At 58.5% G+C, this 24581-nt stretch carries 25 protein-coding genes and 1 other annotated feature; of the genes, 24 read left to right on the top strand and 1 reads right to left on the bottom strand.

Features of this window, described 5'->3' with window-relative positions:
* Window positions 1-11 precede the first annotated feature (11 nt).
* The 6 genes from E6C55_RS12685 to E6C55_RS12710 all read left to right on the top strand — a co-directional run bounded on the left by E6C55_RS12685 (window position 12) and on the right by E6C55_RS12710 (window position 9390).
* Window positions 12-2177 carry an AraC family transcriptional regulator gene (locus E6C55_RS12685; RefSeq protein WP_168735612.1) on the top strand — a complete coding sequence of 722 codons (2166 nt, stop codon included), beginning with the start codon at window positions 12-14 and terminating at the stop codon, window positions 2175-2177.
* Window positions 2178-2302: 125 nt separating this feature from the next.
* Window positions 2303-3202, top strand: coding sequence for an ABC transporter permease (locus tag E6C55_RS12690; RefSeq protein ID WP_136370175.1), 900 nt, complete (start codon window positions 2303-2305; stop codon window positions 3200-3202).
* A 32-nt stretch (window positions 3203-3234) separates the two neighbouring features.
* Entirely contained in the window at window positions 3235-4131 is an 897-nt protein-coding gene (locus E6C55_RS12695) for a carbohydrate ABC transporter permease (protein WP_136370176.1), read from the top strand.
* 20 nt (window positions 4132-4151) lie between these two features.
* On the top strand, window positions 4152-5777 hold the full coding sequence (locus E6C55_RS12700; protein ID WP_136370177.1) for an extracellular solute-binding protein: 1626 nt from the start codon (window positions 4152-4154) through the stop codon (window positions 5775-5777).
* A complete protein-coding gene (locus E6C55_RS12705; protein ID WP_136370178.1) occupies window positions 5774-7069 on the top strand; it encodes an FAD-dependent oxidoreductase in 1296 nt (431 codons plus the stop codon). Before E6C55_RS12700 ends, E6C55_RS12705 begins: the two co-directional genes overlap by 4 nt.
* 2 nt (window positions 7070-7071) lie before the next feature.
* Window positions 7072-9390, top strand: coding sequence for a family 78 glycoside hydrolase catalytic domain (locus E6C55_RS12710; RefSeq protein WP_136370179.1), 2319 nt, complete (start codon window positions 7072-7074; stop codon window positions 9388-9390).
* A 412-nt stretch (window positions 9391-9802) separates the two neighbouring features.
* Here the strand turns inward: E6C55_RS12710 and E6C55_RS12715 are convergent, their stop codons facing one another.
* Window positions 9803-10198 carry a nucleoside triphosphate pyrophosphohydrolase family protein gene (locus tag E6C55_RS12715; protein ID WP_136370180.1) on the bottom strand — a complete coding sequence of 132 codons (396 nt, stop codon included), beginning with the start codon at window positions 10196-10198 and terminating at the stop codon, window positions 9803-9805.
* Window positions 10199-10431: 233 nt separating this feature from the next.
* Between E6C55_RS12715 and E6C55_RS12720 the strand changes: the two genes are divergently transcribed.
* The 18 genes from E6C55_RS12720 to E6C55_RS12805 all read left to right on the top strand — a co-directional run bounded on the left by E6C55_RS12720 (window position 10432) and on the right by E6C55_RS12805 (window position 24334).
* Window positions 10432-11523 (top strand): PIN/TRAM domain-containing protein, encoded by a 1092-nt coding sequence (locus tag E6C55_RS12720; protein ID WP_136370283.1) that lies wholly within the window; start codon window positions 10432-10434, stop codon window positions 11521-11523.
* Between the two features lie 86 nt (window positions 11524-11609).
* The gene (gene ispD / locus E6C55_RS12725; RefSeq protein WP_136370181.1) at window positions 11610-12299 is read left to right on the top strand and encodes a 2-C-methyl-D-erythritol 4-phosphate cytidylyltransferase; all 690 of its coding nucleotides are present in this window, start codon (window positions 11610-11612) and stop codon (window positions 12297-12299) included.
* Window positions 12300-12307: 8 nt separating this feature from the next.
* Window positions 12308-12790: a 2-C-methyl-D-erythritol 2,4-cyclodiphosphate synthase gene (ispF, locus tag E6C55_RS12730; protein WP_136370182.1), complete on the top strand. Its 483-nt coding sequence runs from the start codon at window positions 12308-12310 to the stop codon at window positions 12788-12790.
* Window positions 12791-12830: 40 nt separating this feature from the next.
* Window positions 12831-14306 carry a glutamate--tRNA ligase gene (gene gltX / locus E6C55_RS12735; RefSeq protein WP_136370183.1) on the top strand — a complete coding sequence of 492 codons (1476 nt, stop codon included), beginning with the start codon at window positions 12831-12833 and terminating at the stop codon, window positions 14304-14306.
* Window positions 14307-14760: 454 nt separating this feature from the next.
* A complete protein-coding gene (cysE, locus tag E6C55_RS12740; RefSeq protein ID WP_136370184.1) occupies window positions 14761-15483 on the top strand; it encodes a serine O-acetyltransferase in 723 nt (240 codons plus the stop codon).
* 14 nt (window positions 15484-15497) lie between these two features.
* Window positions 15498-16910: a cysteine--tRNA ligase gene (cysS, locus tag E6C55_RS12745; RefSeq protein WP_136370185.1), complete on the top strand. Its 1413-nt coding sequence runs from the start codon at window positions 15498-15500 to the stop codon at window positions 16908-16910.
* Entirely contained in the window at window positions 16907-17479 is a 573-nt protein-coding gene (locus tag E6C55_RS12750) for a Mini-ribonuclease 3 (protein ID WP_136370186.1), read from the top strand. The genes cysS and E6C55_RS12750 overlap by 4 nt, the downstream gene beginning before the upstream one ends.
* 16 nt (window positions 17480-17495) lie before the next feature.
* The gene (rlmB, locus tag E6C55_RS12755) at window positions 17496-18404 is read left to right on the top strand and encodes a 23S rRNA (guanosine(2251)-2'-O)-methyltransferase RlmB (protein WP_211093573.1); all 909 of its coding nucleotides are present in this window, start codon (window positions 17496-17498) and stop codon (window positions 18402-18404) included.
* Window positions 18391-18942: an NYN domain-containing protein gene (locus tag E6C55_RS12760; RefSeq protein ID WP_136370187.1), complete on the top strand. Its 552-nt coding sequence runs from the start codon at window positions 18391-18393 to the stop codon at window positions 18940-18942. The genes rlmB and E6C55_RS12760 overlap by 14 nt, the downstream gene beginning before the upstream one ends.
* Before the next feature lie 166 nt (window positions 18943-19108).
* Window positions 19109-19759 (top strand): RNA polymerase sporulation sigma factor SigH, encoded by a 651-nt coding sequence (gene sigH / locus E6C55_RS12765; RefSeq protein ID WP_136370188.1) that lies wholly within the window; start codon window positions 19109-19111, stop codon window positions 19757-19759.
* 367 nt (window positions 19760-20126) lie between these two features.
* Window positions 20127-20276 (top strand): 50S ribosomal protein L33, encoded by a 150-nt coding sequence (gene rpmG / locus E6C55_RS12770; protein ID WP_136370189.1) that lies wholly within the window; start codon window positions 20127-20129, stop codon window positions 20274-20276.
* A gap of 18 nt (window positions 20277-20294) precedes the next feature.
* Window positions 20295-20504, top strand: a complete 210-nt coding sequence (secE, locus tag E6C55_RS12775) for a preprotein translocase subunit SecE (RefSeq protein WP_136370190.1) — start codon at window positions 20295-20297, stop codon at window positions 20502-20504.
* A gap of 23 nt (window positions 20505-20527) precedes the next feature.
* Entirely contained in the window at window positions 20528-21061 is a 534-nt protein-coding gene (nusG, locus tag E6C55_RS12780; protein ID WP_136370191.1) for a transcription termination/antitermination protein NusG, read from the top strand.
* A 79-nt stretch (window positions 21062-21140) separates the two neighbouring features.
* Window positions 21141-21566, top strand: coding sequence for a 50S ribosomal protein L11 (gene rplK / locus E6C55_RS12785; protein WP_136370192.1), 426 nt, complete (start codon window positions 21141-21143; stop codon window positions 21564-21566).
* A 99-nt stretch (window positions 21567-21665) separates the two neighbouring features.
* Window positions 21666-22358 (top strand): 50S ribosomal protein L1, encoded by a 693-nt coding sequence (gene rplA, locus E6C55_RS12790; protein WP_136370193.1) that lies wholly within the window; start codon window positions 21666-21668, stop codon window positions 22356-22358.
* A gap of 56 nt (window positions 22359-22414) precedes the next feature.
* Window positions 22415-22573 (top strand) — a sequence feature (ribosomal protein L10 leader region).
* A gap of 64 nt (window positions 22574-22637) precedes the next feature.
* On the top strand, window positions 22638-23141 hold the full coding sequence (rplJ, locus tag E6C55_RS12795; protein WP_136370194.1) for a 50S ribosomal protein L10: 504 nt from the start codon (window positions 22638-22640) through the stop codon (window positions 23139-23141).
* Between the two features lie 122 nt (window positions 23142-23263).
* Window positions 23264-23626 carry a 50S ribosomal protein L7/L12 gene (gene rplL, locus E6C55_RS12800; RefSeq protein ID WP_136370195.1) on the top strand — a complete coding sequence of 121 codons (363 nt, stop codon included), beginning with the start codon at window positions 23264-23266 and terminating at the stop codon, window positions 23624-23626.
* A 102-nt stretch (window positions 23627-23728) separates the two neighbouring features.
* Complete coding sequence (locus E6C55_RS12805; RefSeq protein ID WP_136370196.1) at window positions 23729-24334, top strand: class I SAM-dependent methyltransferase; 606 nt, start codon at window positions 23729-23731, stop codon at window positions 24332-24334.
* The last annotated feature ends 247 nt before the right edge of the window (window positions 24335-24581 follow it).

Here is a 24581-nt window from a genome sequence, read left to right on the forward strand (position 1 = left end):
TCTTCATATACATGAACGCGGTAAAGGTCGTTCAGCATGAGATCGAACAAGCGAACAGCTATAAGCTGAAGCAAGTGCAAAGCTATCTCGACGGCCAGATTAACGGCCTTAAGCATATGGCGGCGAAGATGGCCTTCGATCAACGGCTGACTCCGTATGCGGCCAAGCTGAACGACTATTCGGCTGCGGAGACGGTGAAGGAGTTGTCCCGATACAAGGATAACAGCTTGATTCTCGACGGCGTCCTGCTTTACTTCCGCGACGACAACCAGATTTTCTCCGACGAGGGCGTTGTTTCGCTTGATGTGCTGACCCAGCAGATGTATCGATTCCCGCAGGCGGAGCGCGAAGCGTTCCTGGCCGATCTGTCTGCCTCTCTCCAGATAACGTTGAAGCCGGCCGTTCCGGTGCAACTGCAGGGGGACAGGGAAGAACGACTGCTCACGTATATGTTCCCAATCATGCCGAACAACAGCCAGCCTTATGGAACGGTATTGTTCCTGATCAACGAATCGATGCTGACAAGCGCGATGAGCAATGTGTTGGGCAATGTTCAAGGGGCCGTCTACTTGCTGAACGAAGCTGGCGACGTGCTTGCCGTCGAGCGGACGGGGGAATCTCCGGAGGTCGAGCGCATCATGAAGAGGTCCGAGCTTAAGACGGGCGAGGTCATCAGCCGAATCGGTTCCACAAGCTATTCGGTGATGAGCGAGAAGTCGGAGCTGACGGGCTGGACCTACATGATTGTCATGCCGACGGATCAGTTCTGGAATCGGGTCATTCAGTTTAAGCAGATCGCCGGCCTGGTGCTGTTTATGGTGCTCGTCATCGGCATTGTTGCCGCCTGGTTCGTGTCGATCAAGAAGTCGGGCCCGATCCGTTCCCTGGCGGCGCACTTGCAGCACAAGGGCGCTCCGGGAAGGGAGAATCGGCCAAACGCCAACGAGTTCGAGTTCATTCGCGGCGCGGTGGATGACCTGCATCATTATACGCTGCAACTGCAAACGAATATGGAGCAGCAGTTGCCTCTCGTTATCGATCAGATGCTCTATCGGGCATTGACGGGGAGGGGCTCCGAAGCGGAGACGGGAGCGGGGGCGGCCTTCTATCCCCATATTCAAGGCCAATCTTATTATGTCATGGTGATCTCCTATCGCCAGGACAGCCATCAGCCGCTCGGCTCGTCCGGGCGCGAGGCGTTCTATCGCCTGCTGAATCGGATCGAGGTTGCCGATGGCAACGGCTTCGGCATCGAATTGCTTGATGAGCAGGCGTTCGCGCTCGTGATGGCGGTTCGGGAATCCGTCGCCGATACAAGAGCGCATCAGGTACAAGCCGCCAACGCCATACAGGCGTTGCTGCGCGAGAAGGCGGGCATCCACTCCTTGATCGGCGTCGGCACGGCCTGCAGCGAGCTGTCCGCGATTAATCAATCGTTGATCGAAGGGCTGGCCACCCTTGAATATCGACTACTGTTCCCGGAGGGACATGTGCTGTTCTTCGAGGATACGGCCAAGCTTCAGGATCAGAATCGCCAATATTCGATGGGCGACCAGATGAAGTTCACGCAGAGTCTGCGAATGGCCGATCAGGCCGTGTGCCTGGATTCCTTGCATGCGATGCTGAACAATATGGCGCAGATGGAGCAGTCCATGCTGATGCTTCGTTATATCTGCTTCGATCTTGTCAATGCCGTGCTGAAGGAGATAAGAAGCCTTAAGGTCGGAATGGAGTGGCCGGAGACGAAGCGAATGATGGAGTTCCAGACGTTGGAGGATTTGCGGGAGAGCATGGGGATCGTTGTCGCCCGGATCTGCGAGCATGTAGGGGCGGGCAAGCAATCGAAGCGAGCCGATCTATGCGGCAGGATCATCGCGGAGATCGATCGCGACTACCGGTCGGATCAACTGAGCCTGGACAGGCTGGCCCGGCAATTCGACGTGTCGCCGTCCTACATCAGCCGATTGATTCGCGAACAGACGGGCACCTCCTTCCTGGACTATGTGCAGCAGCTTCGGATACAGGCGGTCAAACGCGAGATGCTGGCAACCGACCGCCCCATTAAAGAGATTATTCTCGAAGCCGGCTATCAGGATATGTCGAGTTTTATTAAGAAGTTCAAGAAGTCCGAAGGGATGACTCCGGGCGATTACAGGAAAAAAGCGCGGTTGGAATAGGTCGTTTATGATCGTTGGCGACCGATTCAAATCTGACCTATTCCACAAAAACGGCTCATTTACAGTCGTCCCCCCTCAACTCTATAGTGAGTGCCATAACCGATGAGGGGAGGGAAAAAATCTCGATGACCGCGCTTTCAAGGGGCGTCCGCAAGCATTGGCAGATGTACGTCTTTCTGTCTCCGGCGCTTGTCTACTTCACGATTTTCCACTATATCCCGATGTATGGCGCGCAGATTGCGTTTAAGAATTATTCGGCCGTTAAAGGGATATGGGGGAGCGAATGGATCGGATTCGATCAGTTCGAACGCTTCTTCCATTCGTATTATTTCGGGCTGCTGTTAAGAAATACGCTGCAGATCAACTTGTACCAGTTGGCGCTGTTCCCGGTTTCGATTATCGTGGCGCTCGCGATTCACGAGGTGACCAGAGCACGCTTTAAACGGTTCGTGCAGCTAGTCACGTATGCTCCGCACTTTATTTCGGTTGTCGTCATCTCGGGCATGATCCTCGTGTTCCTTGATCCGTCCACGGGAATCGTCAACTCGCTGATCCAAGCCCTGGGCGGAGAGCCGATCTCCTTTATTACAGAGCCGGGCTGGTTCAAGAGCATCTATGTATTGTCCGGGGAGTGGCAGAACCTCGGGTGGGGCGCGATCATTTATTTGGCAGCGCTTGCCGGCATCAATCCGGAGCTCCACGAGGCTGCGCAGATCGACGGCGCCAATCGTTGGCAGCGAATATTCCACATTAATATTCCGGGAATCATGCCGACCATTATTATTCTCTTTGTTCTAAACTTGGGCAGCTTCATGAACGTCGGCTTCGAGAAGATCTACTTGCTGCAGAACCCGTTAAACCTGGAGTCTTCCGAGGTTATTCAGACCCATGTGTACAAGAGCGGTCTGCTGCAGGCGCAGTACAGCTATACGGCGGCGATCGGCTTGTTTAACAATGTCATTAATTTTGCGATTCTGCTAACCTTCAACAGACTGGCGAGAAGAAGCGGGAACAGTCTATGGTAGAGTCGAAGCCGAAGACCGGAGGGACTTAAGGGATGATCAGACATACATTCGGAGACCGAGTGTTCCAAGCGATGAATAGCGGATTTCTTGCCCTTCTCTCTATCGTTGTATTGTATCCGCTTCTGTATATAATTAGCGCTTCGATCAGCGATCCGACCTACGTGAACTCCGGACAAATGTGGTTATGGCCGAAGGGATTAACGTTCGAAGGGTATGAGCGGGTATTCCGCAATCCGGACATCTGGAGAGGGTACTTTAATTCCGCTTTCTACACCGTTGCCGGCGTATTGATCAATTTAGCGGTCACCTTGCCGTGCGCCTATGCGTTGGCCAGGACGGGCTTGCCGGGCCGTAAGCCGATCGCGTTGTTTATCATTTTCACGATGTTCTTTAGCGGGGGCTTAATCCCGAATTATTTGCTGGTGAAGGACTTGGGCATGGTCAATACGTACTGGGCGTTGCTGCTTCCCGCGGCGGCCTCGGCGATCAACATTATCGTATCGAGAACCTTCTTCCAATCGAATATCTCGCGAGAGATGGAAGAGGCGGCCGCTATAGACGGCTGCTCGGACTTCCGAATGTTCTTCGTGATCGTGCTGCCGTTATCCAAGGCATTGATTGCGGTTATGGCTCTCTTCTATGGGGTCGGCCATTGGAATCAATACTTCGGCGCTTTGATCTACTTGAGCGACAGAGACATGTTCCCGCTGCAACTGTTCCTAAGAGAGATATTGGTGCAGCAGGAGATCGCTTCGCAGATGCTGATGAACGGCGGCGACGTGGAAGTGCTGATGGCGGAGCAGACCAGGATCGCCGAGCTGATCAAGTACGCCGTTATGATTGTCGCCGCGCTGCCGCTTATTGTTGTTTATCCGTTTGTCCAGCGTCATTTTGTGCAAGGCGTTATGATCGGGTCGGTTAAAGGATAACCATCAGGGAGGGTTCTACTATGAGAAAAAGAACAGTGTGCGCTGCGACTGCGGCGGTAGCGTTGAGCATGACCGTGTTGGCGGGCTGTGCGTCGAATGGCAAGGAAGGGAATCCGAGCGCGAATTCCGCCGAGGGGCAGAAGCCGTCCGCCGCCGCGAAATCGTTTAACGAGACGGGGCTTCCGATCGTTAACCAGCCGATCAAGCTGACGATGATGGGCGCCGAGGACATGCAGCGGAACTGGGAGGACCTCTATTTCTTCAAAGGAATGGAAGCGGATACGAACATCCAATTCGAATATATGGCTCTGCCAAGCACCTCCTATAGTGAACGCAAAAATTTGGCATTTGCCAGCAATGAATTACCGGATATCTTCTTTAACGGCGGACTTACCAGCAACGACGAAGTCAATTACGGCGCGCAAGGCATGCTGATTCCGCTTGAGCAATTAATTGCCGATTATGCGCCGACCTTGACAAAGCTGTTCGAGGATTATCCGGAGATTCGCCAATCGATTACCGCGCCGGACGGACATATTTATGCGCTGCCGCAAATTGCGGATCATCCGCGCGACCGCTTCTTCCGATTGTTCGTGAATGGCGAATGGCTGGACAATCTGAAGATTGACAAGCTGCCCACAACCGTCGACGAATTGTACGCGATGCTGGTTAAGTTCCGCGATGAGGACCCTAACGAGAATGGCGTAGCGGACGAAATCCCGTTGACGGGAGACAACAAGCTGAATTATATTCGCCCGATCATGCTGTCCTACTTCGGTTATGTGAGCGACTTCATCAATGTGAAGGATGATAAGGCCGTCTTCGTGCCGGTACAGTCCGGCTACAAGGATTATTTGACCTTCATGCATAAGCTGTACGCGGAGAAGCTGCTGGATCCCGAAATTTTCTCTCAGAATAGAGCGCAGATGACGGCCAAGGGCGAGAAGGAGCTGTACGGCGTCATGGGCAACAGCTTGCCGTTCTTTGGCGGGAAGGACAGGCAGGTTGTGCCTAACAACATATTGGACAATCCGCAAATGCCGCCGCTCGTGAGCGAGGCAGGAGCAACGCCGATCTATCCGGAGCGCGATACGATTCGCCGCGGCATGTTCGCGATCACCAGTGCGAATAAGTATCCGGAAGCGACGATCCGTTGGCTGGATTACCTCTATTCGGAGGAGGGGTATAAGCACGCGCAATACGGAATAGAAGGAGAAAGCTATCGTTGGTCCGATACGGATCCGAAGTACGTGGAATATATCATTCCGGAAGGCATGCTGGAGAATGACTTCAAAAATACGAAGGTGTCCAATCTTGGGTATGGATTCGCTAATGAGGAATTGGAGAAAAAGTTCCTGAATTCGGATTGGCTTGGCTTCGTGCTGAATGACCAGGTTGGGCAATACGTGGATTACGGCCAGAAGGCGTTCCCGCTCACTTACTTCACGGAAGATGAGCTGCAGCGGGTGAATGCCCTCACGGTCGATCTGCAAACGTTCATCGAGCAGATGGAAGCGAAGATCGTCGTTGGTCAGGAACCGGTATCGAAGTGGGACGACTACGTGCAAACGATGAACAAGATGGGGGTAGAGGAACTGGTCGGCATCTACCAAGCCTCCTATGATCGTTGGAAGAGCGCCAAATGAGGACGGAGACGCCCCAAAGCCTTAAGGAATATGACGTCGTTGTGGTCGGCGGCGGATCGGCGGGGACAGCGGCGGCGATTCAAGCGGCCAGAGCGGGAGCCAAGACGGCTTTGATCGAGAAAAACGGAATACTGGGAGGCACGACAACGGCAGGAGCCGTTAATTTTCCGGGATTGTTCCACGCGTGGGGGAAACAGATTATTGCCGGAATCGGCTGGGAGGCGGTCGTGCGGACGGCCCGACTGGAAGGAACGCGGCTGCCGGACTTCTCCGTTGTGCCCGAACGGCACTGGCAGCACCAGATTCGCGTCAATCGGTTCCTGTATTCGGCGGTGCTGGATGAGCTGTGCCTGGAGGCCGGAGTGGAATTGAGGTTCCATGAAATGACGGCCGCTGCCGAGCAGACGGACTCCGGCATTCTGTTGAGCGTGGCAGGCAAGGAGGGAATAAGCCTGTTGCATGCGAGCAAGGTCGTGGATGCAACCGGAGACGCCGATGTATGCGGCTTGCTCGGTTATGAAAGGGTGCAGAGCGATCACAAGCAGCCAGGCACGTTAATCAATGAGATCGGCGGGTACGAGTTGGACGATATCGATCCGCTGAGGCTGAAGCAGCTCTACGATGCGGCGCTTGCCAGGGGCGAGATTCGGATGACGGATCATCCGGTAAGCGACATTCCGTTCTATCACGAATTGAAGGGCGGCTCCGTCAGCATGCATGTGCCGGGCATAGACGGCGGCAGCTCGGCGGCGAGATCGGCGGCGGAGCTGGAGGCGCGCCGGACCTTACTGCGCATCTACAAATTTCTGCGCACGGTTCCGGGGTGCGAACGGCTGACGATCCGATTCGCCGCAAGCGAATGCGGCATTCGCGAGACGTGGCGCATCGTCGGGGAGGAGACGATCACCGAGGAAGCGTATCTGAACGGGTACGTGTGGCCGGACGCGGTATGCTACAGCTATTATCCCATTGATCTGCATCACCCGAGCGGCAATACGGTCGTGAAGAAGTATCCGGCCGAGCATGTCGTGGCGACGATTCCGTACGGGGCGCTTATTCCGCTTCGGAGCGAGCATCTGCTGGTCGCCGGCCGCTGCATCTCCGGCGATCAGATGGCCAACTCCGCTTATCGGGTTCAAGCCACCTGCATGGCTACCGGGCAGGCCGCCGGAGCCGCCGCCGCGCTTGCTTCGCGGCATAACAAGAAGGTTCGGGAGCTGTCTTGCAAGGAATTGGCCGATTGCTTGCGGCAGCACGGCGCAATCGTGCCGAATCGCATACGGGAGGACTGAGCGTGGACAAGCGGTGGACGGCGTTATGGATTACGGATGAACGATTCGCGGGCAAGCCCAAGCTCGATCTGTTCCATAAGGAGCTGGAAGGAGAAGGGGCGTATCGGCACGAGGAAGAGCTGACGAACGTTCATATGCTTGTCCGCAAATCGTTCGATCTGGACCGGGCGGGCGAGGAGGCATGGCTGACGATTACGGCCGACGATTATTACAAGCTATATATTAACGGGCGCTTCGTCGGCCAGGGCCCGGCGCAGGGCAACTGCGATCATTATTATTACAATCGTTATGATGCGGCTCCCTACTTGATGCCGGGGACGAATGCGATTGCCGTTCATCTCTATTATCAGGGGCTTGTCTGCCGCGCGTACAACAGCGGCGATTACCGGCAGGGCATGATCGCGGAATTGGAAGTTGGCGGCCGGCTTGCGGTTTATACCGATGAGACTTGGCTGTATCGTATCGCGGAGGAATACGGCAACGGAGGCATTATCGGCTACAACACTCAGTTCCTCGAGGCGATCGACAGCAGGAGGAAGCAGGCCGACTGGCGGGAGAAGGAAGCTTCGCTTGCCGGCTGGCGGCCGTGCCTCGCGCTCGCGAGCCATGATTATACGCTGATCGCCCAGCCGACGCCTCCGGTGGCCGTGTATTCCATTCGTCCGCAGCGCATTGTTCGGTTGCCGGAAGGAGGTCTCTGGCTGGACTTCGGGCAGGAGCTGACCGGCCAACTGCAGTTGCAAGCGCGCGGGCGAGCGGGGGACGTGGTCGAGATCCGCTGCGGCGAGGAACTGCTTGAGCCTGAGCGAGAGTCGGAGTCGGGGCAAGAGTCGGAGCTTCGGCGCGTTCGCTTCCGGATGCGCTGCAATTGCGATTATCGGGAGCTCTGGACGTTATCGGGTGCGGTGGACGAACCCGACTTCTACGACTACAAGGCGTTCCGTTATGCCGAATTGCTTGCGCCGCCGTCCGTGGCCATCGATATCGACAGCATTCATGCCGTCGCAAGGCATTATCCGCTGGATGAACAAGCGAGCCGGTTCCGTTCCTCCAATGACCTGCTGAACCGGATCTGGTCGATATGCAGCAACGGCGTGCGCTGGGGAGCTCAGGAGAACTATGTGGATTGCCCGAGCCGGGAGAAGGGGCAATACTTGGGCGACAATACGATCATTGCGCACGCCCATGTCTATGTATCGGGGGATCTGCGGCTGTTCCGCAAATCCTTGCTCGACTTCCGGCATTATTCCCGCAAGGTATGCGCGGGCTTCACGGCGGTTGCGCCGGGACATCATATGCAGGAGATTGCCGATTTCTCGCTGCAGTGGCCCTTGCAACTGCTGCAATATTACCGCCAGAGCGGAGATGCCGCCCTGCTGTGCGAGCTGCTTCCGGCGGCGGAAGGGATTGTGCGTCACTTCGCCCGGTTCGAGAGAGCGGACGGGCTGCTGGAGCGGGTAACGGACAAGTGGAATTTGGTGGACTGGCCGATCGGGATGAGGGACGACTACGACTTCGCGCTGACCCAGCCGATCGGGGAAGGTTGCCACAATGTGTTGAACGCCTTCTATTACGGAGCCTGGAGCGCTGTGCTGCAAATTCGGGAGCTGTTGGGCGTGGATGGCGTGGATGGCGTGGATGGCGTAGATGGGAATGGGAATGGGAATGGGGATTCGCAGCTCAGGCTGGAGCAAGCGCGCCGCCGCGAGTCGTTCCGCGCGCAGTTCTACGATCCGGCCCGGCGCTTGTTCGTCGACGCGGCAGGCTCCGATCATCCGTCTCTGCATGCCAATGCGCTGTCGCTGCTGTTCGGTCTTGCGGACGAAGGGGAGGACGAGCGGTCGATCGTGGACTTTATTCGTCGCAAGCGGCTGAGCTGCGGCGTCTACATGGCGTATTTCGTTCTGCAGTCGCTTGCGAAGGCGGGGGCGCACGACCTGCTGTACGAACTGATCGTCTCCGACGACACCAATTCCTGGAGCACGATGGTGAAGGAGGGGGCGACGACCTGCTTCGAAGCCTGGTCGAAGGACGCGAAGTGGAACACAAGCTTATGCCACCCTTGGGCCAGCGCTCCAATTCCGTTGCTGATTGAGCATATCGCAGGCATACGGCCGGCGAAGCCCGGTTGGACGGAGGCGATCTTCCAGCCGCGAATTCCGGCCGGCCTTGAGGAGCTGCATCTGTCGTTCCGGACGGCTGCGGGCCAATTCGTTCTGGAGCACGGCAAGGAAGGAACGTACCTGAAGGCGCCGGAGGGCGTAACGGTACACCGCGCGGAGAGCGGAACGGCCATGCGAATGTTTAGGCAGAGCGATTAGCGAAGATACTAGCGAAGACGAGAAGACCGCCCGAAGCCGTGAGGCTTGGGGCGGTCTTCCTTGTGGAACACGGTTAAAGCCGACGAAGCCGCGATCGCTGCCGCCCCTGCCGTCACAATCCGGGAGTTTATGTGGAATTTCACATTCGTGCCGCTCGATAACGGGCAGGTTGGGCGATTCTATGCGGAAAATAGCATACATGGAGAAAATTCCGGTTCAAGCTGCTGAACGTATGCTATAAATCGCATAAAAAGCCCACATTCCCGCTCAATCCAGCCGACGAATGTGAAAAATCATATAAAATCGCAAAAGACATCGAACCAGGGGGCGAATCGCGTTACGGGGAACCGCCAGAGCGAGATCCCCCTGACGGTCCTTGCCGTCTTGCTGCGGGCGGCCCGACGCGGGAGCGTCAGGTCATGTTGAACAGCCCGAGGGTGGAGCACTTGTCGGACTCCTTGGCGACGACCTCTTCGAGGCTGATGTCGAGGAGATTGCCGAGCGCGGACATATAGAACATGTTCTTGCCGAGCTCCGTGGAGATGGCATCCTTGCAATTCTCGCACAGCTCTCCGGCCATGTGCGACTTCGATTGCCGCATCGCCTCATCGAGCGGAAGATCCTCCGAGAAGCCTTGGTGCCGGGCATTGAGCTCGATGCAGCCGCATTCCGTAATGGCCTTGGATACGGCTCGGTTCACTGAAGCGTTGGCTTGCCCGAACTTGGTGACGACATCCAGCAGACTGCGGTGACGGAGCAACAGTTCCGAGACCTGCTGCTGGAAATCCTGCAGCGTGCGTGCGCTCATCCGTTCCACCTCGGTTACCGTGATTTTGCTTTGCTAAGCACTATTATAGTGCAAGGCGTTCGGCATAGCAAAAGAAGAAAAACTCATTTTCCGCGCAAGAAAGTTTGCGAACCGGGGGCCCAGGGATCGATTAGGCGGCCGAAAATTGGAACATACTAGTAGATAACCGGGTGGACGGAGTCCGTTCGTTCGCTCCGGGTCCGGATCGGAAAAATCAAGGAGTGATTATTATGATGATGAAGCGCATCATCCAGGCGGCGGGCGTGCTGCTTGGAGCGATGATGGGACAAAGCGTGTTCTCCGCCCGCATGCCGAGCGGGTCGGAATGGATGAATCCGCTCATGGGAGCGTCCTCCGTCTCTAGCGGCGGCTACCTCGGAGCCGCGATCGGCGCGATGGTCGGCCTGTTCGCCGCGTCGGCGCTGGCGGGCCCGATCCAGCGGGCGATCGAAGCGGCGATCGAGAAGCTGTCCGCCATGCCGGCGGCCGCGCTGGCTTCGGGGCTGCTCGGAGGAGGAGCGGGACTTGGGCTCGCGGCTCTATTATATCCGTACTTGGGAGAGCTTCCCCGGATCGGCGCTATAGCGTCGGCGCTGCTCGCGCTCCTGCTCGGCTACGCGGGCGTCCGCGTCGGGACGCGCAAGAAGGACGAGTTGGCATCGCTGCTGCAAGCCCGGAAGGCGGGACAGCCGCAGGACGAGGAGCAGCCCCGCTTCGAGGAGCACAAGATTCTGGACACAAGCGTCATTATCGACGGCCGAATCGCCGATATCTGCAAGACCGGATTTATCGAAGGGACGCTTGTCATTCCGGAATTCGTGCTTGAGGAGCTGCAGCACATCGCGGATTCGTCCGACCTGCTCAAGCGCAACCGCGGCCGCCGCGGGCTGGACATTCTGAACAAGATTCAGAAGGAGCTGGACGTGCGCGTGCTTATCTACGAGGACGGCAATGACGAGCCGGGCGAGGTGGACAGCAAGCTGGTCAAGCTGGCGAAGGCGATGCGCGGCAAGGTCGTGACGAACGACTTCAACCTGAACAAGGTGTGCGAGCTGCAGGGCGTGTCGGTGCTGAACATCAACGATCTCGCGAACGCGGTCAAGCCGGTCGTGCTGCCGGGCGAGGAGATCGTCGTCCAGGTCATCAAGGACGGCAAGGAGCACGGCCAGGGGGTCGCCTATCTGGACGACGGGACGATGATTGTGGTCGAGGGAGGAAGGGACTTCATCGGGACGACGATGGAGGTGCTTGTAACGAGCGTGCTGCAGACGTCCGCCGGCCGGATGATCTTCGCGAAGCCGAAGCTATTGGAAAAAGCGCTTTGAACGAGTATGATATAAGAAAAACGGGCGGGACGCGCTCTCGGGTGTCCCGCCCGTTTTTCTTATGTCTAGGGGAGTGGGTGCGCAGCATGGAATGGGGAGCGGTGATCGTCGCGGCCGGCCGGGGAAAGAGAATGGCCGCCGCGGACAACAAGGTCTACCTCCCGCTCGGGGATCGGCCGGTGCTCGCCCATACGATCGAGGCGTTCGAGCGCTGCGCCGCCGTGAGCCGCATCGTGCTCGTGACGGCGCCGGGCGAGGAAGCCCGGGCGGAGACCGTTCTGCGCGAGCTGGGCGCAAGCAAGGTGAGCGCGATCGTGCCGGGCGGCGCCGAGCGGCAGGACAGCGTGTACGCGGGTCTTGCGGCGCTCGGAACGGAGGGCGCGCTCGTGCACGATGCGGCGCGGCCGCTTGTCGCGCCGGAGCAGATCGAAGCGTGCTGCCGGGAGGCCGAGCGGCACGGCGCGGCCGCGCTGGCCGTTCCGGTCAAGGACACGATCAAGATCGAAGGCGAGAAGGGCTTCATGACGCAGACGCCGGACCGCAGCACGCTGTGGTCGGTGCAGACGCCGCAGGCGTTCCTTCGCGCGGACCTGATGCGGGCGCATCGGCTTGCGAAGGAAGCGGGGAAGTCGGCGACGGACGACACGATGCTGATGGAGCTGCTGGGCCGCAAGGTGGCTATCGTTCAAGGGGATTATCGCAATCTTAAAATCACGACGCCGGAGGATCTTCCCGTAGCGGAGCTGTTCCTGGCAAGTCGTCGGCGGGAGGATTAAGAACTAATATGATCAGAGTGGGACAAGGGTTCGACGTGCATCAACTGACGGAAGGCCGCGACTGCATCATCGGAGGCGTCAAAATTCCGTATGAGAAGGGGCTGCTCGGCCATTCCGATGCGGACGTGCTGCTGCATGCGGTCGCCGACGCGGTGCTCGGGGCGCTGGCGCTCGGGGACATCGGGAAGCACTTCCCGGATACGGACCCGGCGTTCAAGGACGCGGACAGCGTGAAGCTGCTCGAGCACGTGTGGAAGCTTGCGACGGACCGCGGCTACAAGCTCGGCAACGCGGACGCGACGATTATCGCCCAGGCGCCGAAGATGGCGCCGCACATTCCGGCGATGGTCGACGTCATCGCCCGTTCGCTCGGGGCGGAGCCGTCGCAGGTCAACGTGAAGGCGACGACGTCCGAGAAGCTCGGCTTCACGGGGCGCGGGGAAGGGATCGCCGCGCAGGCGATTGTTTGCCTTGTCCAGGCAGAGCAATAATATTGCCATACAAGCATCCATATAAGGGGGAAGTTCCGTCATGTCCGACAAAGTAAGAGTAAGATATGCGCCGAGCCCGACGGGCCATCTGCATATCGGCAATGCTCGAACCGCGATTTTCAACTACTTGTTCGCCCGTCATCACGGCGGGGAGTTCATCATACGGATCGAAGACACCGATGTGAAGCGCAACGTCGCCGGCGGCGAGGAGAGCCAGCTCAAGTACCTGAAGTGGCTCGGCGTCGATTGGGACGAGAGCGTGGACAAGGTCGGGGCGCACGGGCCTTATCGCCAGACCGAACGGCTCGACATCTACCGCGGCTACTGGCAGGACCTGATCGACAAGGGACTCGCGTACCGCTGCTACTGCACCGAAGAGGAGCTGGAGAAGGAGCGCGAGGAGCAATCCGCCCGCGGCGAGACGCCGCGCTACTCCGGCAAGTGCCGCGGCTTAAGCGATGCCGATCGCGCCCGTCTGGAAGCGGAAGGCCGCGTCGCGAGCGTTCGCTTCCATGTTCCGGAAGGCAAGACGTATTCCTTCGACGATATGGTGAAGGGCGAGATCTCGTTCCAATCGGACGAGTTCGGCGACTTCGTCATCGTGAAGAAGGACGGCATTCCGACGTACAATTACGCGGTTGCGCTGGACGATCACCTGATGGAGATCACCCACGTGCTGCGCGGCGAAGATCATATTACGAACACGCCCCGCCAGTTGATGGTATACGAAGCGCACGGCTGGGAGCCGCCGGTCTTCGGCCATATGACGCTGATCGTGAACGAGAGCCGCAAGAAGCTGTCCAAGCGCGACGAGTCGATCATCCAGTTCATCGAGCAGTACGACAAGCTCGGGTATTCGTCCGAGGCGCTGTTCAACTTCATTACGCTGCTCGGCTGGTCGCCGGAGGGCGAGGAGGAGATCTTCACCCGCGAGCGGCTGATCGAGATCTTCGACGCGAGCCGTCTGTCCAAGAGCCCGGCGGTGTTCGACACGGTCAAGCTGAACTGGATCAACCAGCATTATCTGAAGGGGCTGGGGGTCGAAGCTCTGGCGGAGCTGTGCCTGCCGCACTTGAAGCAAGCCGGCCGCTTGGCCGCCGAGCCGAACGAGCGGGAGCTGGCCTGGGCGACCGCCCTCGTGACGCTGTACCGGGATCATCTGCGCTACGGTGCGGAGATCGTACCGCTGGCGGAGCTGTTCTTCCGCGAGGAGGTCGTTCTGGAGGACGAAGGCCGCGCCGTGCTTGCCGAGGAGACCGTGCCTGCGGTGCTGTCCGCGTTCGCAGGCCAGCTCGAGGCGGCGGGCGAAGCGGGCTTCGCCGAAGAGAACATCAAGGCTGCGATCAAGGCCGTTCAGAAGGAGACCGGCGCGAAGGGCAAGTCGCTGTTCATGCCGATCCGCGTCGCGCTGACGGGACAGACGCACGGTCCGGACCTGAACGGCAGCATCTGGCTGCTCGGCTACGAGCGGGTGCTGAAGCGCCTGAAGGCCGCCGCCGCGGGGGAACTGGCCTGACGGCGGAAAAGCGGGCGGAAACGATGATATCAGAGTATTCGGATGGGATTATGGTGCCCTTGTCGATCGGCAGGGGTTCGGCTATACTGGCGATATCAAGCTTCATACCGGAATCCGCGTCGAACAGGTAGAGTACGTTCCCGCCTCGGATGTACAGAGAGGGCTGCGATTGCTGAGAGCAGCCTCGTCCGTGGGAACCGAAGTGCGCCTGGGAGCCGCATCGCCGAGCAAGCGCACGCGCGCAGCGGGTAGGCGATGCCGTCCGGCCCTCGTTATCGGGCGAATGAGTTGGATGGCCGCCGCCGGCGGGACCGCGCGAGCGAGGCTGTTCAAGCAGAGTGGGACCGCGTCACGATCGACGCCTCTGCAGCGAGATGCTGCGGAGGCGTTTTTTTTATTTATCATCTATCTCCGGCCGCGGCGTCCGCTCGAATGGAAGCAAGGAGGTAACGATATGGGAGCATGGAGGAACATTCGCTCGGATATCGAAGCGGTATTCGAGAACGACCCGGCGGCGCGCAGCAAGTTCGAGGTCATCTTCACGTACTCGGGTCTGCACGCCATCTGGGCTCATCGCGTCGCTCACTTTTTTTACCGCCATCGGTGGTTTACGGTCGCCCGGATCATCTCGCAGGTCAGCCGCTTCATGACGGGAATCGAGATTCACCCCGGCGCCCGGATCGGCCGGAAGCTGTTCATCGACCACGGGATGGGCGTCGTCATCGGGGAGACGTGCGAGATCGGCGACGAGGTCGTCATCTACCAAGGAGTGACGCTCGGCGGAACCGGCAAGGAGAAGGGCAAGCGCCACCCGACGATCGGCAATCGCGTCGTTATCGCATCGGGCGCGAAGGTGCTGGGCTCGTTCACGGTGGGAGACAATTCGAACATCGGGGCGAATTCGGTCGTGCTTCGGCCGGTGCCCGCCGACAGCACGGTTGTCGGCATTCCCGGCAGGGTCGTGAAGCGCAACGGGGAACGCGTCGGGGACCGTCTCGATCACAAGAATCTGCCCGATCCGGTCATCGAGACGTTCCGCTTCATGCAGACGGAGATCGACTACATGCAGAAGGAGCTGCACGCGCTGAAGTCGGAGGTCGAACTGTTGAGGGCCGAGAGGAATAAAGAAGAGGAGACGGAGCCGGCTAAGATCGGCGCCGCCTCCCAAGAATCGTAAAGGAGAGTCGAATTGTGACCTTGAAGATCTACAACAGCCTGACTCGGGAGAAGGAGATATTCGTTCCGCTGACGCCGGGCCATGTCAACATGTACGTGTGCGGGCCAACCGTCTACGATTACATTCATATCGGCAACTCCCGGCCGGTTATCTTCTTCGACGTCGTGCGCCGCTATCTGGAATTCTCCGGCTACGAGGTAAACTATGTCGTCAACTTCACGGATGTGGACGACAAGATGATCCGGCGCGCGAACGAGCTAGGCCTCACCGTTCCGGAGCTCGCCGAGAAGTATATCGCGGGCTTCAACGAGGATCGCGAAGGGCTCGGCGCGAGGCCGGCCACGATCAATCCGCGAGTCACCGAGAATATTCCGGAGATCGTCGCGTTTATCGAAGAGCTTGTGGACAAAGGCTATGCGTATGAGAGCGGCGGGGATGTGTACTATCGCACGTCCAGGTTCCCGGAATACGGCAAGCTCTCCCACAAGAACCTCGACGAGCTGCAATACGGCATCCGCGTCGAGGTCGACGAGCGCAAGGAGAACCCGCAGGACTTCGTGCTCTGGAAGGGCGCGAAGCCGGGCGAAATCTTCTGGCCGAGCCCTTGGGGCGACGGACGTCCGGGCTGGCACATCGAATGCTCGGCGATGGCGCGCACGTTCGCGGGCGATACGCTGGACATTCACGGCGGCGGCCACGATCTGCAGTTCCCGCACCACGAGTGCGAGATCGCGCAGTCCGAGGCGCTGACCGGCAAGCCGCTGGCGCGCTACTGGATGCACAACGGCTTCGTTAACATCAACAACGAGAAGATGTCCAAGTCGCTCGGCAACGGAATCAATCCGCGCGAGCTGCTGAAGCGCACGAGCGCGCAGGCGATCCGCTACATCATGCTGACGACGCATTACCGCAGCCCGCTGAACTTCAGCGAGGAGATCGTCCGTCAGGCGGAGAACAGCGTCGCGCGGCTGGCGACGAGCGCGAGCAACCTGAAGCATCGCCTCGCCGGCGTGCACGACGAGCTGCCGGAAGGGCCGGACGCCGAGGTGGAAGCGCGGCTCGCGGAGCTGATGGCCGAGTTCCGGGCGAAGATGGACGACGACTTCAACACGGCCGACGCGGTGACGGCGTGGTTCCAGCTCGTCTCGGAGACGAACGCTTATCTGCAGCGCGACGTCGCGGACGCTGCGACGCTCGGTCTTCTGCTGAAGACGGCGGAGGAGCTGGATCGCGTGCTCGGCCTGCTGCTGCCGGAAGATGAAGGGGCGGATCTGCTGGACGAGGAAGTGGATCGCCTGATCGCCGAGCGCGCGGACGCGCGGAAGAGCCGGAACTTCAAGCGGGCCGACGAGATTCGCGATCTGCTCGCGGAGAAGGGGATCCTGCTGGAGGACACTCCGCAAGGGATTCGGTGGCGGCGCGCATGACGGAGTCGAAGCGAGTCGAGGGCGGAAACGCGGAGCCGAAGGCGGAAACGGAGAGAAGCGCGAGCGGAACGGCAGGCAGAACGGCAAGCAGAACGGCAGGCGGAACGGCAGGCGGACAGGCGCCGGGATTGCCGGAGAAGAGACTGCCGGAGGCGGTCATCGCGCCGGTCGTTCCCGGCGACGTGCCGGTGCATCTGCTGCCGCCGATCGTGCTCGCGTACATCGGGGACGCGGTGTTCGAGGTGTATGTTCGGCAGCGGCTTATTCTCGAAGCGGCGATCCGCAAGCCGCAGCAGCTCCACAAGGCGGCGTCGAGCCGCGTATCCGCGGCCGCCCAGGCGCGGCTGCTCGAGAAGTGGCAGCCGCTGCTGACGGAGGAAGAGGCGGACGTCGCCCGGCGCGGCCGGAACACGAAGTCGGGCCAGCCGCCGAAGAATGCCGATCCGGCGGCCTATCGGCTGGCGACGGGGCTCGAGTGCCTCGTCGGCTACCTGTATTATCGCGGCGAGCGGGACAGGCTCGAGCAATTGATCGGTCTGGCGTTCGAAGAAGACCGGACGAACGAGTGAGGAGAGGAAGATCGATATGAACAATCGTTATAAGCCCCGCCCTTCGTCAGGCGATTCGAGAAGGCCGTCCGAACGCGGCAGAGGGGTTCGCGAGACCGATAGCGCGATCGAGGAAGAAGCGGCAAGCGACGAGAGCTACCTGGCCGGCAAGCATCCCGTGCTGGAGGCGCTGAAGGCGGGCCGGGCGCTGAATAAGATCTGGCTGTCCAACCAGGCGCAGAAGAGCCTTGTTCAGCCGATTCTGGACGAAGCGAAGACGCGGGGCGTCGTCGTTCAGTTCGCCGACAAGAAGAAGCTGGATTCGCTCGTGCCGGGGCTGCAGCATCAGGGGGTCGTCGCGCAGGCGGCTTCCGCCGTCTATGCGGAAGTGGAGGATCTGCTCGCGCTCGCGAAGGAGCGGGGCGAAGCGCCCTTCCTGATCCTGCTCGACGAGGTCGAGGACCCGCACAACCTGGGGTCGATCCTGCGCTCGGCGGACTGCACGGGGGCGCACGGCGTCATCGTGCCGAAGCGGCGCAGCGCCAGCCTCACCGCCGTCGTCGCGAAGACGTCCGCGGGAGCGGTCGAATACGTGCCCGTCGCGAGGGTGTCGAATCTTGCCCAGACGATCGACAAGCTCAAGGAGGAAGGCGTCTGGGTGGCCGGAGCGGATGCTGCGGCGACGCAGGACGTCTACAAGGCCGACCTGAGCGGCCCGATCGCGATCGTGATAGGAAGCGAAGGCAAGGGCATCTCGCGGCTGATCCGCGAGAAGTGCGACTTCCTCGTCTCGCTGCCGATGTTCGGCCACGTCAACTCGCTGAACGCCTCCGTCGCCGCGGGCGTCATCCTCTACGAGACGGTGCGCCAGCGCCGGGCTCGAGCGGAGAAGACGGCAGCCGCGGGGACGCCTGCCGCCAAGGGAGATGGACATGCTTCGCCGTGAAGACGTTCTGATCGTCGACGGCTACAACATGATCGGCGCCTGGCCCGAGCTCGAGAGGCTGAAGGCGGACAAGCTGGAGGATGCGAGAGACCGGCTGCTCGACCTGCTCGCGAATTACCAGAGCTACGCCGGCCTCTCGGTGTACGTCGTGTTCGACGCCTTCCGGGTGCCGGGGCTCGGCGCCGAATTCAAGCAGAATCGTCTCCAGGTCGTGTACACGCGGGAGAAGGAGACGGCGGACGAGTGCATCGAGCGCTTGGTCGGCGAGATGGCGTCGGTGTCGCGCAACCTCTACGTGGCGACGTCCGATCAGACGGAGCAGAGGGTCGCCTTCGGCAGAGGGGCGCTCCGTCTGTCCGCGCGCGAGCTGAAGCTTGCGATCGAGGACGGGAAGCGGGAGATCGAGCGGACTCTGCGCAAGGAACCGCCCCCGAAGCGCAATCCGCTCGGGGGAATTCTGAAGCCGGATATCCAGCTTCGGATGGAGCGTCTGAGGAGAGGACAGTCGCTTCCGGAGGAAGAGGATGGGAGCGAGTGACATTTCTGCCATTGTCGAATGCTTGGAATGCGCGTCAAATAAGGTCGCATCGGTTGACGCTATTGGAATCTTCAAGTATATTGTTAGTAGTTTGGAAGTTTCCGAGAGGCGGCAACGCAAGCCTGCTGAAGCCTGATCGAGACCTGGAAGGTCGGAGGGATGATTCGTGAGCGTCGACGTGAATGATCTAATAGCACACGAATACGACTTCAAGACCGACGAGGACATCGTGGAAGCCGTCCGTCTGGGCGATTCCAACGCTCTCGAATACCTGATCAACAAGTATCGCAATTTCGTCCGGGCGAAGGCCCGTTCCTATTTTCTCATCGGCGCGGAGCGCGAGGACATCGTTCAGGAAGGGATGATCGGCCTCTACAAGTCGATTCGCGACTTCAAGGGCGACAAGCTCGCTTCCTTCAAGGCGTTCGCCGAGCTGTGCGTCACCCGCCAGATCATTACCGCAATCAAGACCGCCACCCGCCAGAAGCACATTCCTCTTAACTCGTACGTCTCCTTGGACAAGCCGATCTATGACGAAGATTCCGACCGGACGCTGCTGGACGTCATCTGCGGCTCGCGCGTATGCGATCCCGAAGAGATGATCATCAACCAGGAGGAGTTCTTCGGCCTCGAGGACAAGATGTCCGAGATTCTGAGCGACCTGGAGCGCCGGGTGCTGATGCTCTATCTGGACGGGCGTTCCTATCAGGAGATTGCCGTCGACCTGGACCGTCACGTCAAGTCGATCGACAATGCGCTGCAGCGGGTCAAGCGCAAGCTGGAGAGGTATCTCGAGGTGCGGGACATCGGGCTTTGACCGCCCGGGCCGGGCAGCCGCTCCGAAGCGCGAAGACCATCCAACCGAATCAAGGACGAAGCAGTTTCCGACGAGGGCTGCTTTTTTTGTTGCGCGAGACTTATATTTTCCAATTGTTGTAGAAACAATGGGAATAGCTCTGTCGCCAGAAGACGGTCTTGAGGTTCCTTAAGCTCCCATTTGACTTTTCGTTGACATCGGTATAGCCCCTGTGATAAATTATTTTAGTAACCTTAAGGTGGAGTTTTATGCACAGGCCCTGAATCTTGGGCGAAACGCCAGGTCTCGTTGTCGTGCAACGGCGAGATGGTGTTTGCGCTTGGATTCAATATGTTTATGAAGTTGGCAAGCCCGGGAGGTGGAACACATGCGGGTTATTATTACGCTCGCTTGCACGCAATGCAAGCAACGCAACTACACGACGAGCAAGAACAAACGGACGCACTCCGATCGCATTGAGCTGAAGAAGTTCTGCAAGTTCTGCAATTCGCAACTTCCTCATCGCGAAACTCGGTAAGTCGTAGGAGGTTTGGACGTGACTTTCCTGGCCAAAATGAAACAGAGCTTTGGGTCCTTTTTTGCCTTCTTCGGCGACAGCTGGAGCGAGCTTAAGAAGGTCAAGTGGCCGAAGCGCAAGGAATTGATCAGCTATACGGTTGTCGTTATCGTCACCGTGCTGCTGATCGCCGTCTACTTCTGGGCACTGGACATCGGCATCTCTCAGCTCGTCGATCTAGTCATTTGACACAGGAACCAAAGGTGACTTCGATGGAGAAAAGATGGTATGTTGTTCACACGTACTCCGGGTATGAGAACAAGGTGAAGACCAACCTGGAGAAACGTGTGGAGTCGATGGGCATGCAGGATAAGATTTTCCGCGTGCTCGTGCCAATGGAAGAGGAGATTGTCAACAAGGACGGCAAGAAGAAGACGGTGATGCGCAAGGTGTATCCCGGCTACGTTCTCGTTGAGATGATCCAGACGGACGATTCTTGGTATGTGGTGCGCAACACGCCCGGCGTTACCGGGTTCGTGGGCTCCACGGGATCGGGATCGAAGCCGACGCCTCTCCTGCCCGAAGAAGTAGAACAAATTCTGCGTCATATGGGCATGGAAGAGCCTAAGCCGGTTATCGACTTCGAGATCAAGGAGAACGTTCGCGTGAAGGTTGGGCCTTTCGCCAACTTCGTCGGATCGGTTGAAGAGATCCTGCACGACAAGAGCAAGCTTAAGGTGCACGTGAACATGTTCGGCAGGGAAACCCCGCTTGAGTTGGATTACACGCAAGTGGAGAAGATATAATTTTATCCGGTTTCTAGGCAAGAGCGGGAGGAGCTAACGGCTCCGTCTAACCGCATTATGGGGCAAGGAGGTGTGCAACATGGCAAAGAAAGTCATCAAACTGGTGAAACTGCAAGTCCCTGCCGGTAAAGCGAATCCGGCGCCGCCAATCGGTCCTGCACTGGGTCAAGCGGGTGTTAACATCATGGCTTTCTGTAAGGAATTCAATGCTCGTACCGCCGATCAAGCCGGCCTGATCATTCCGGTCGTCATCACGGTGTTCGAGGATCGTTCCTTCACGTTCGAGACGAAGACTCCGCCTGCGGCAGTATTGCTGCGCGTAGCTGCCGGTATCCCGAAGGGCTCCGGCGAACCGAACAAGAAGAAAGTCGCTACGGTTAAACGTGCGAAGGTACGCGAGATCGCCGAGCAGAAGCTTGTCGACCTGAACGCTGCTTCCGTCGAAGCCGCAATGCGTATGATCGAAGGTACCGCCCGTTCCATGGGCGTTGTCGTCGAAGACTAATTCCGGGCGGATCGAATGCCGTAACCGGGTGCCCTGCGCTTCGCCGCGCGGGACATGTGGGAGGACACATCCGTTAAAACCACAAAGGAGGAGAACAACATGGCTAAACACGGCAAGAAGTATGCTGAAGCCGCCAAGCTGATCGACCGCGACGCGACTTACGAGTCGCTTGAAGCGATCGAGCTTGTGAAGAAGGCCGCTTCCGCCAAGTTCGACGAATCCGTCGAAGTTGCGGTGCGTCTCGGCGTTGACCCGAGAAAGCAAGACCAAAACGTTCGTGGCGTTGTTGTCTTGCCTCACGGCACAGGCAAAACGAAACGAGTCCTCGTATTCGCGAAGGGCGAGAAGCTGAAGGAAGCTGAAGCTGCCGGAGCGGACTACGTCGGCGATACGGACCTCATCAACAAGATCCAACAAGGCTGGTTCGAGTTCGACGTCTGCGTCGCGACTCCGGACATGATGAGCGAAGTGGGTAAGCTCGGTCGTATTCTCGGCGGTAAGGGCCTCATGCCTAACCCGAAGGCCGGTACGGTAACGACTGACGTTACCAAGGCTGTTCAAGAGATCAAGGCCGGTAAGATCGAATACCGTCTGGACAAGGCTGGACAAATTCATGCTCCGATCGGCAAGGTATCGTTCGACGCTGAGAAGCTCAACGAGAACCTGAAGGCTCTGATCGACGCATTGAACCGCGCCAAGCCGGCGGCTGCCAAGGGCGTATACCTGAAGAACATCGCGATCTCTTCGACGATGGGACCGGGCGCTCGTCTGAACGCTGCATCTTACCGTTAATCGGTTGCAGGCACAATCTGCCGATTGACAAGCTTTGAACGATCGTGTTAATCTGTCAAAGTTGAATATCGATACCGTAGACCGTAGGTGCCGCAAGGCTTAATCTCCTACCGAGGTGTGTGTATAGAATCTTAAGCCGCTTCTTCGCGAAGCGGATGACTAGATCGAACACGTCATGCCTCCGTAGAATCTGCGGAGGCATTATTTATGCCTCGCCGATGTCCCGCCGATTCTGCGCGATTCCGATACGGTTGAATCAAGAACCAGGAGGTGTACGAAATGGCAAATGCGAAAATCATCGAAGCGAAGCAACAGGAAGTGACCGAGATCGCAACGAAGCTGCGCGAGAGCGCAAGCACCGTTGTGGCCGACTACCGCGGACTGAACGTCGCTCAAGTGACCGAGCTGCGCAAGCAACTTCGCGAAGCCGGCATCGAGTTCCAAGTTCTGAAGAACTCCCTGGTAAGCCGCGCTGCTGCAAGCGTCGAGCTGTCCGATCTGGATGCCGTCCTGACGGGTCCTACGGCAGTTGCGTTCAGCAAGACGGATGCCGTCGCCGCTGCGAAGATCCTGAACGACTTCTCGAAGAAGAACGACGCTCTGAAGCTGAAGGGCGGCGTTGTCGAAGGTCGTTACGTCGATGCTGCGCAAGTCAAGGCACTGGCCGACCTGCCTTCCCGCGAAGGCTTGCTGTCCATGTTGCTCAGCGTCCTTCAAGCTCCGATCCGCAACTTCGCGCTCGCAGTCAAGGCGGTCGCGGAGAAGAACGAAGCAAGCGCGTAAGTCGTGCGCATAGCTCCATCGCCGTCACAGGCGCAACAACCAACAACGCATGACTAGCTCCACCGAAGAGCTTCACCGAAGTGCTTCACCCAAAAATCAAATTTATTGGAGGTTCTATTTCCATGAGCAAAGAGCAAATCCTCGAAGCCATCAAGGGCATGAGCGTTCTGGAACTTAACGATCTCGTTAAGGCAATCGAAGAAGAATTCGGCGTAACGGCTGCTGCACCGGTTGCAGTTGTCGCTGGCGGCGCTGCTGCTGAAGTTGCCGAGCAAACGGAATTCGACGTTGTCCTTCTTGAAGCTGGCGCTTCCAAGATCAACGTTATCAAGGTTGTTCGCGAAATCACGGGCCTCGGCCTGAAGGAAGCTAAGGACGTTGTCGACAACGCTCCGAAGCCGATCAAGGAAAAGGTTGCCAAGGAAGAAGCTGAAGCTGTCAAGGCTAAGCTTGAAGAAGCTGGCGCCAAGGTCGAAGTTAAGTAATTCGCTTAACCTTCGAATAAGAATCGAACCCCTTGAAGATTCCGATCTTCGAGGGGTTTGTTCTTGAGATGAGGTTTGTTCTTGAGACGAGGAGGGGTACGAATGAGCGAGCATTATTATACGCAGAAGCCGCAGACGGCGAACGACCGGAAGTCGATTGCCGTCGAGCTTAGGGGCTTCAAGCTGCAGCTCACCTCCGATGCCGGCGTGTTCTCGCGGGACGGGGTGGACTACGGAAGCCGGACGCTCATCGATCGGATGACGTTCGCGGAAGATGCGGACGTGCTCGATCTGGGCTGCGGCTACGGCCCGATCGGCCTTGCCGCTGCCCGCCTTGCGCCGCGAGGACATGTCACGATGCTGGATATCAACGAGCGGGCGGTTGCGCTCGCGCTCGAGAACGCGAAGCGGAACGGGATCGGGAACGTCAGTGCCATGCAGAGCGATATTTATGGTTCGGTAGAGGGGCGGAGGTTCGATGCCATTCTGTCCAATCCGCCGATTCGCGCGGGCAAAGTCGTTGTTCATCGAATTCTGACGGAAGCCAAGGAGCATCTGAACCCGGGAGGCTCTCTGTGGATCGTCATTCAGAATAAGCAGGGGGCTCCGTCGGCCAGAGCCAAGCTGGAGGATACATTCGGCGAGGACCAGGTCGAGGAGATCGGCAAAGACAAGGGCTACCGGGTTTATCGAGCAAAAATGGTTTGACTTTACTTTCGCATTGTGATACTATTGAAAAATGTCAGTATTAAGATGGGCTTATTGTCTTTAGCTCGCTAAAATGTCAAGCCCTTTTGCGATTTAAGGAATAGTTTTAAGCCGCTAGGCGTATAATGGGTTTGTTTTGGGCAAATGACTGGATAACGATTGCCATTGTGTTGCCGAACGGCGCATAAGGGCTTTTCTTGGTCATTGGAACGTATCCGTCATCGGGTCCGCTATTTAGCTTGCTTAA

The organism is Cohnella fermenti (genome assembly GCF_004801405.1).
GTDB classification, from domain to species: Bacteria; Bacillota; Bacilli; order Paenibacillales; family Paenibacillaceae; genus Cohnella; species Cohnella fermenti.

Bases quoted from the DNA above. Each gene is read 5' to 3' on its own strand.
- E6C55_RS12685 (WP_168735612.1), top strand. From the start codon at position 12: ATGAACGCGGTAAAGGTCGTTCAGCATGAGATCGAACAAGCGAACAGC.
- E6C55_RS12690 (WP_136370175.1), top strand. From the start codon at position 2,303: ATGACCGCGCTTTCAAGGGGCGTCCGCAAGCATTGGCAGATGTACGTC.
- E6C55_RS12695 (WP_136370176.1), top strand. From the start codon at position 3,235: ATGATCAGACATACATTCGGAGACCGAGTGTTCCAAGCGATGAATAGC.
- E6C55_RS12700 (WP_136370177.1), top strand. From the start codon at position 4,152: ATGAGAAAAAGAACAGTGTGCGCTGCGACTGCGGCGGTAGCGTTGAGC.
- E6C55_RS12705 (WP_136370178.1), top strand. From the start codon at position 5,774: ATGAGGACGGAGACGCCCCAAAGCCTTAAGGAATATGACGTCGTTGTG.
- E6C55_RS12715 (WP_136370180.1), bottom strand. From the start codon at position 10,198: ATGAGCGCACGCACGCTGCAGGATTTCCAGCAGCAGGTCTCGGAACTG.
- E6C55_RS12720 (WP_136370283.1), top strand. From the start codon at position 10,432: ATGATGAAGCGCATCATCCAGGCGGCGGGCGTGCTGCTTGGAGCGATG.
- ispD (WP_136370181.1), top strand. From the start codon at position 11,610: ATGGAATGGGGAGCGGTGATCGTCGCGGCCGGCCGGGGAAAGAGAATG.
- ispF (WP_136370182.1), top strand. From the start codon at position 12,308: ATGATCAGAGTGGGACAAGGGTTCGACGTGCATCAACTGACGGAAGGC.
- gltX (WP_136370183.1), top strand. From the start codon at position 12,831: ATGTCCGACAAAGTAAGAGTAAGATATGCGCCGAGCCCGACGGGCCAT.
- cysE (WP_136370184.1), top strand. From the start codon at position 14,761: ATGGGAGCATGGAGGAACATTCGCTCGGATATCGAAGCGGTATTCGAG.
- E6C55_RS12750 (WP_136370186.1), top strand. From the start codon at position 16,907: ATGACGGAGTCGAAGCGAGTCGAGGGCGGAAACGCGGAGCCGAAGGCG.
- rlmB (WP_211093573.1), top strand. From the start codon at position 17,496: ATGAACAATCGTTATAAGCCCCGCCCTTCGTCAGGCGATTCGAGAAGG.
- E6C55_RS12760 (WP_136370187.1), top strand. From the start codon at position 18,391: ATGCTTCGCCGTGAAGACGTTCTGATCGTCGACGGCTACAACATGATC.
- rpmG (WP_136370189.1), top strand. From the start codon at position 20,127: ATGCGGGTTATTATTACGCTCGCTTGCACGCAATGCAAGCAACGCAAC.
- nusG (WP_136370191.1), top strand. From the start codon at position 20,528: ATGGAGAAAAGATGGTATGTTGTTCACACGTACTCCGGGTATGAGAAC.
- rplK (WP_136370192.1), top strand. From the start codon at position 21,141: ATGGCAAAGAAAGTCATCAAACTGGTGAAACTGCAAGTCCCTGCCGGT.
- rplA (WP_136370193.1), top strand. From the start codon at position 21,666: ATGGCTAAACACGGCAAGAAGTATGCTGAAGCCGCCAAGCTGATCGAC.
- rplJ (WP_136370194.1), top strand. From the start codon at position 22,638: ATGGCAAATGCGAAAATCATCGAAGCGAAGCAACAGGAAGTGACCGAG.
- rplL (WP_136370195.1), top strand. From the start codon at position 23,264: ATGAGCAAAGAGCAAATCCTCGAAGCCATCAAGGGCATGAGCGTTCTG.
- E6C55_RS12805 (WP_136370196.1), top strand. From the start codon at position 23,729: ATGAGCGAGCATTATTATACGCAGAAGCCGCAGACGGCGAACGACCGG.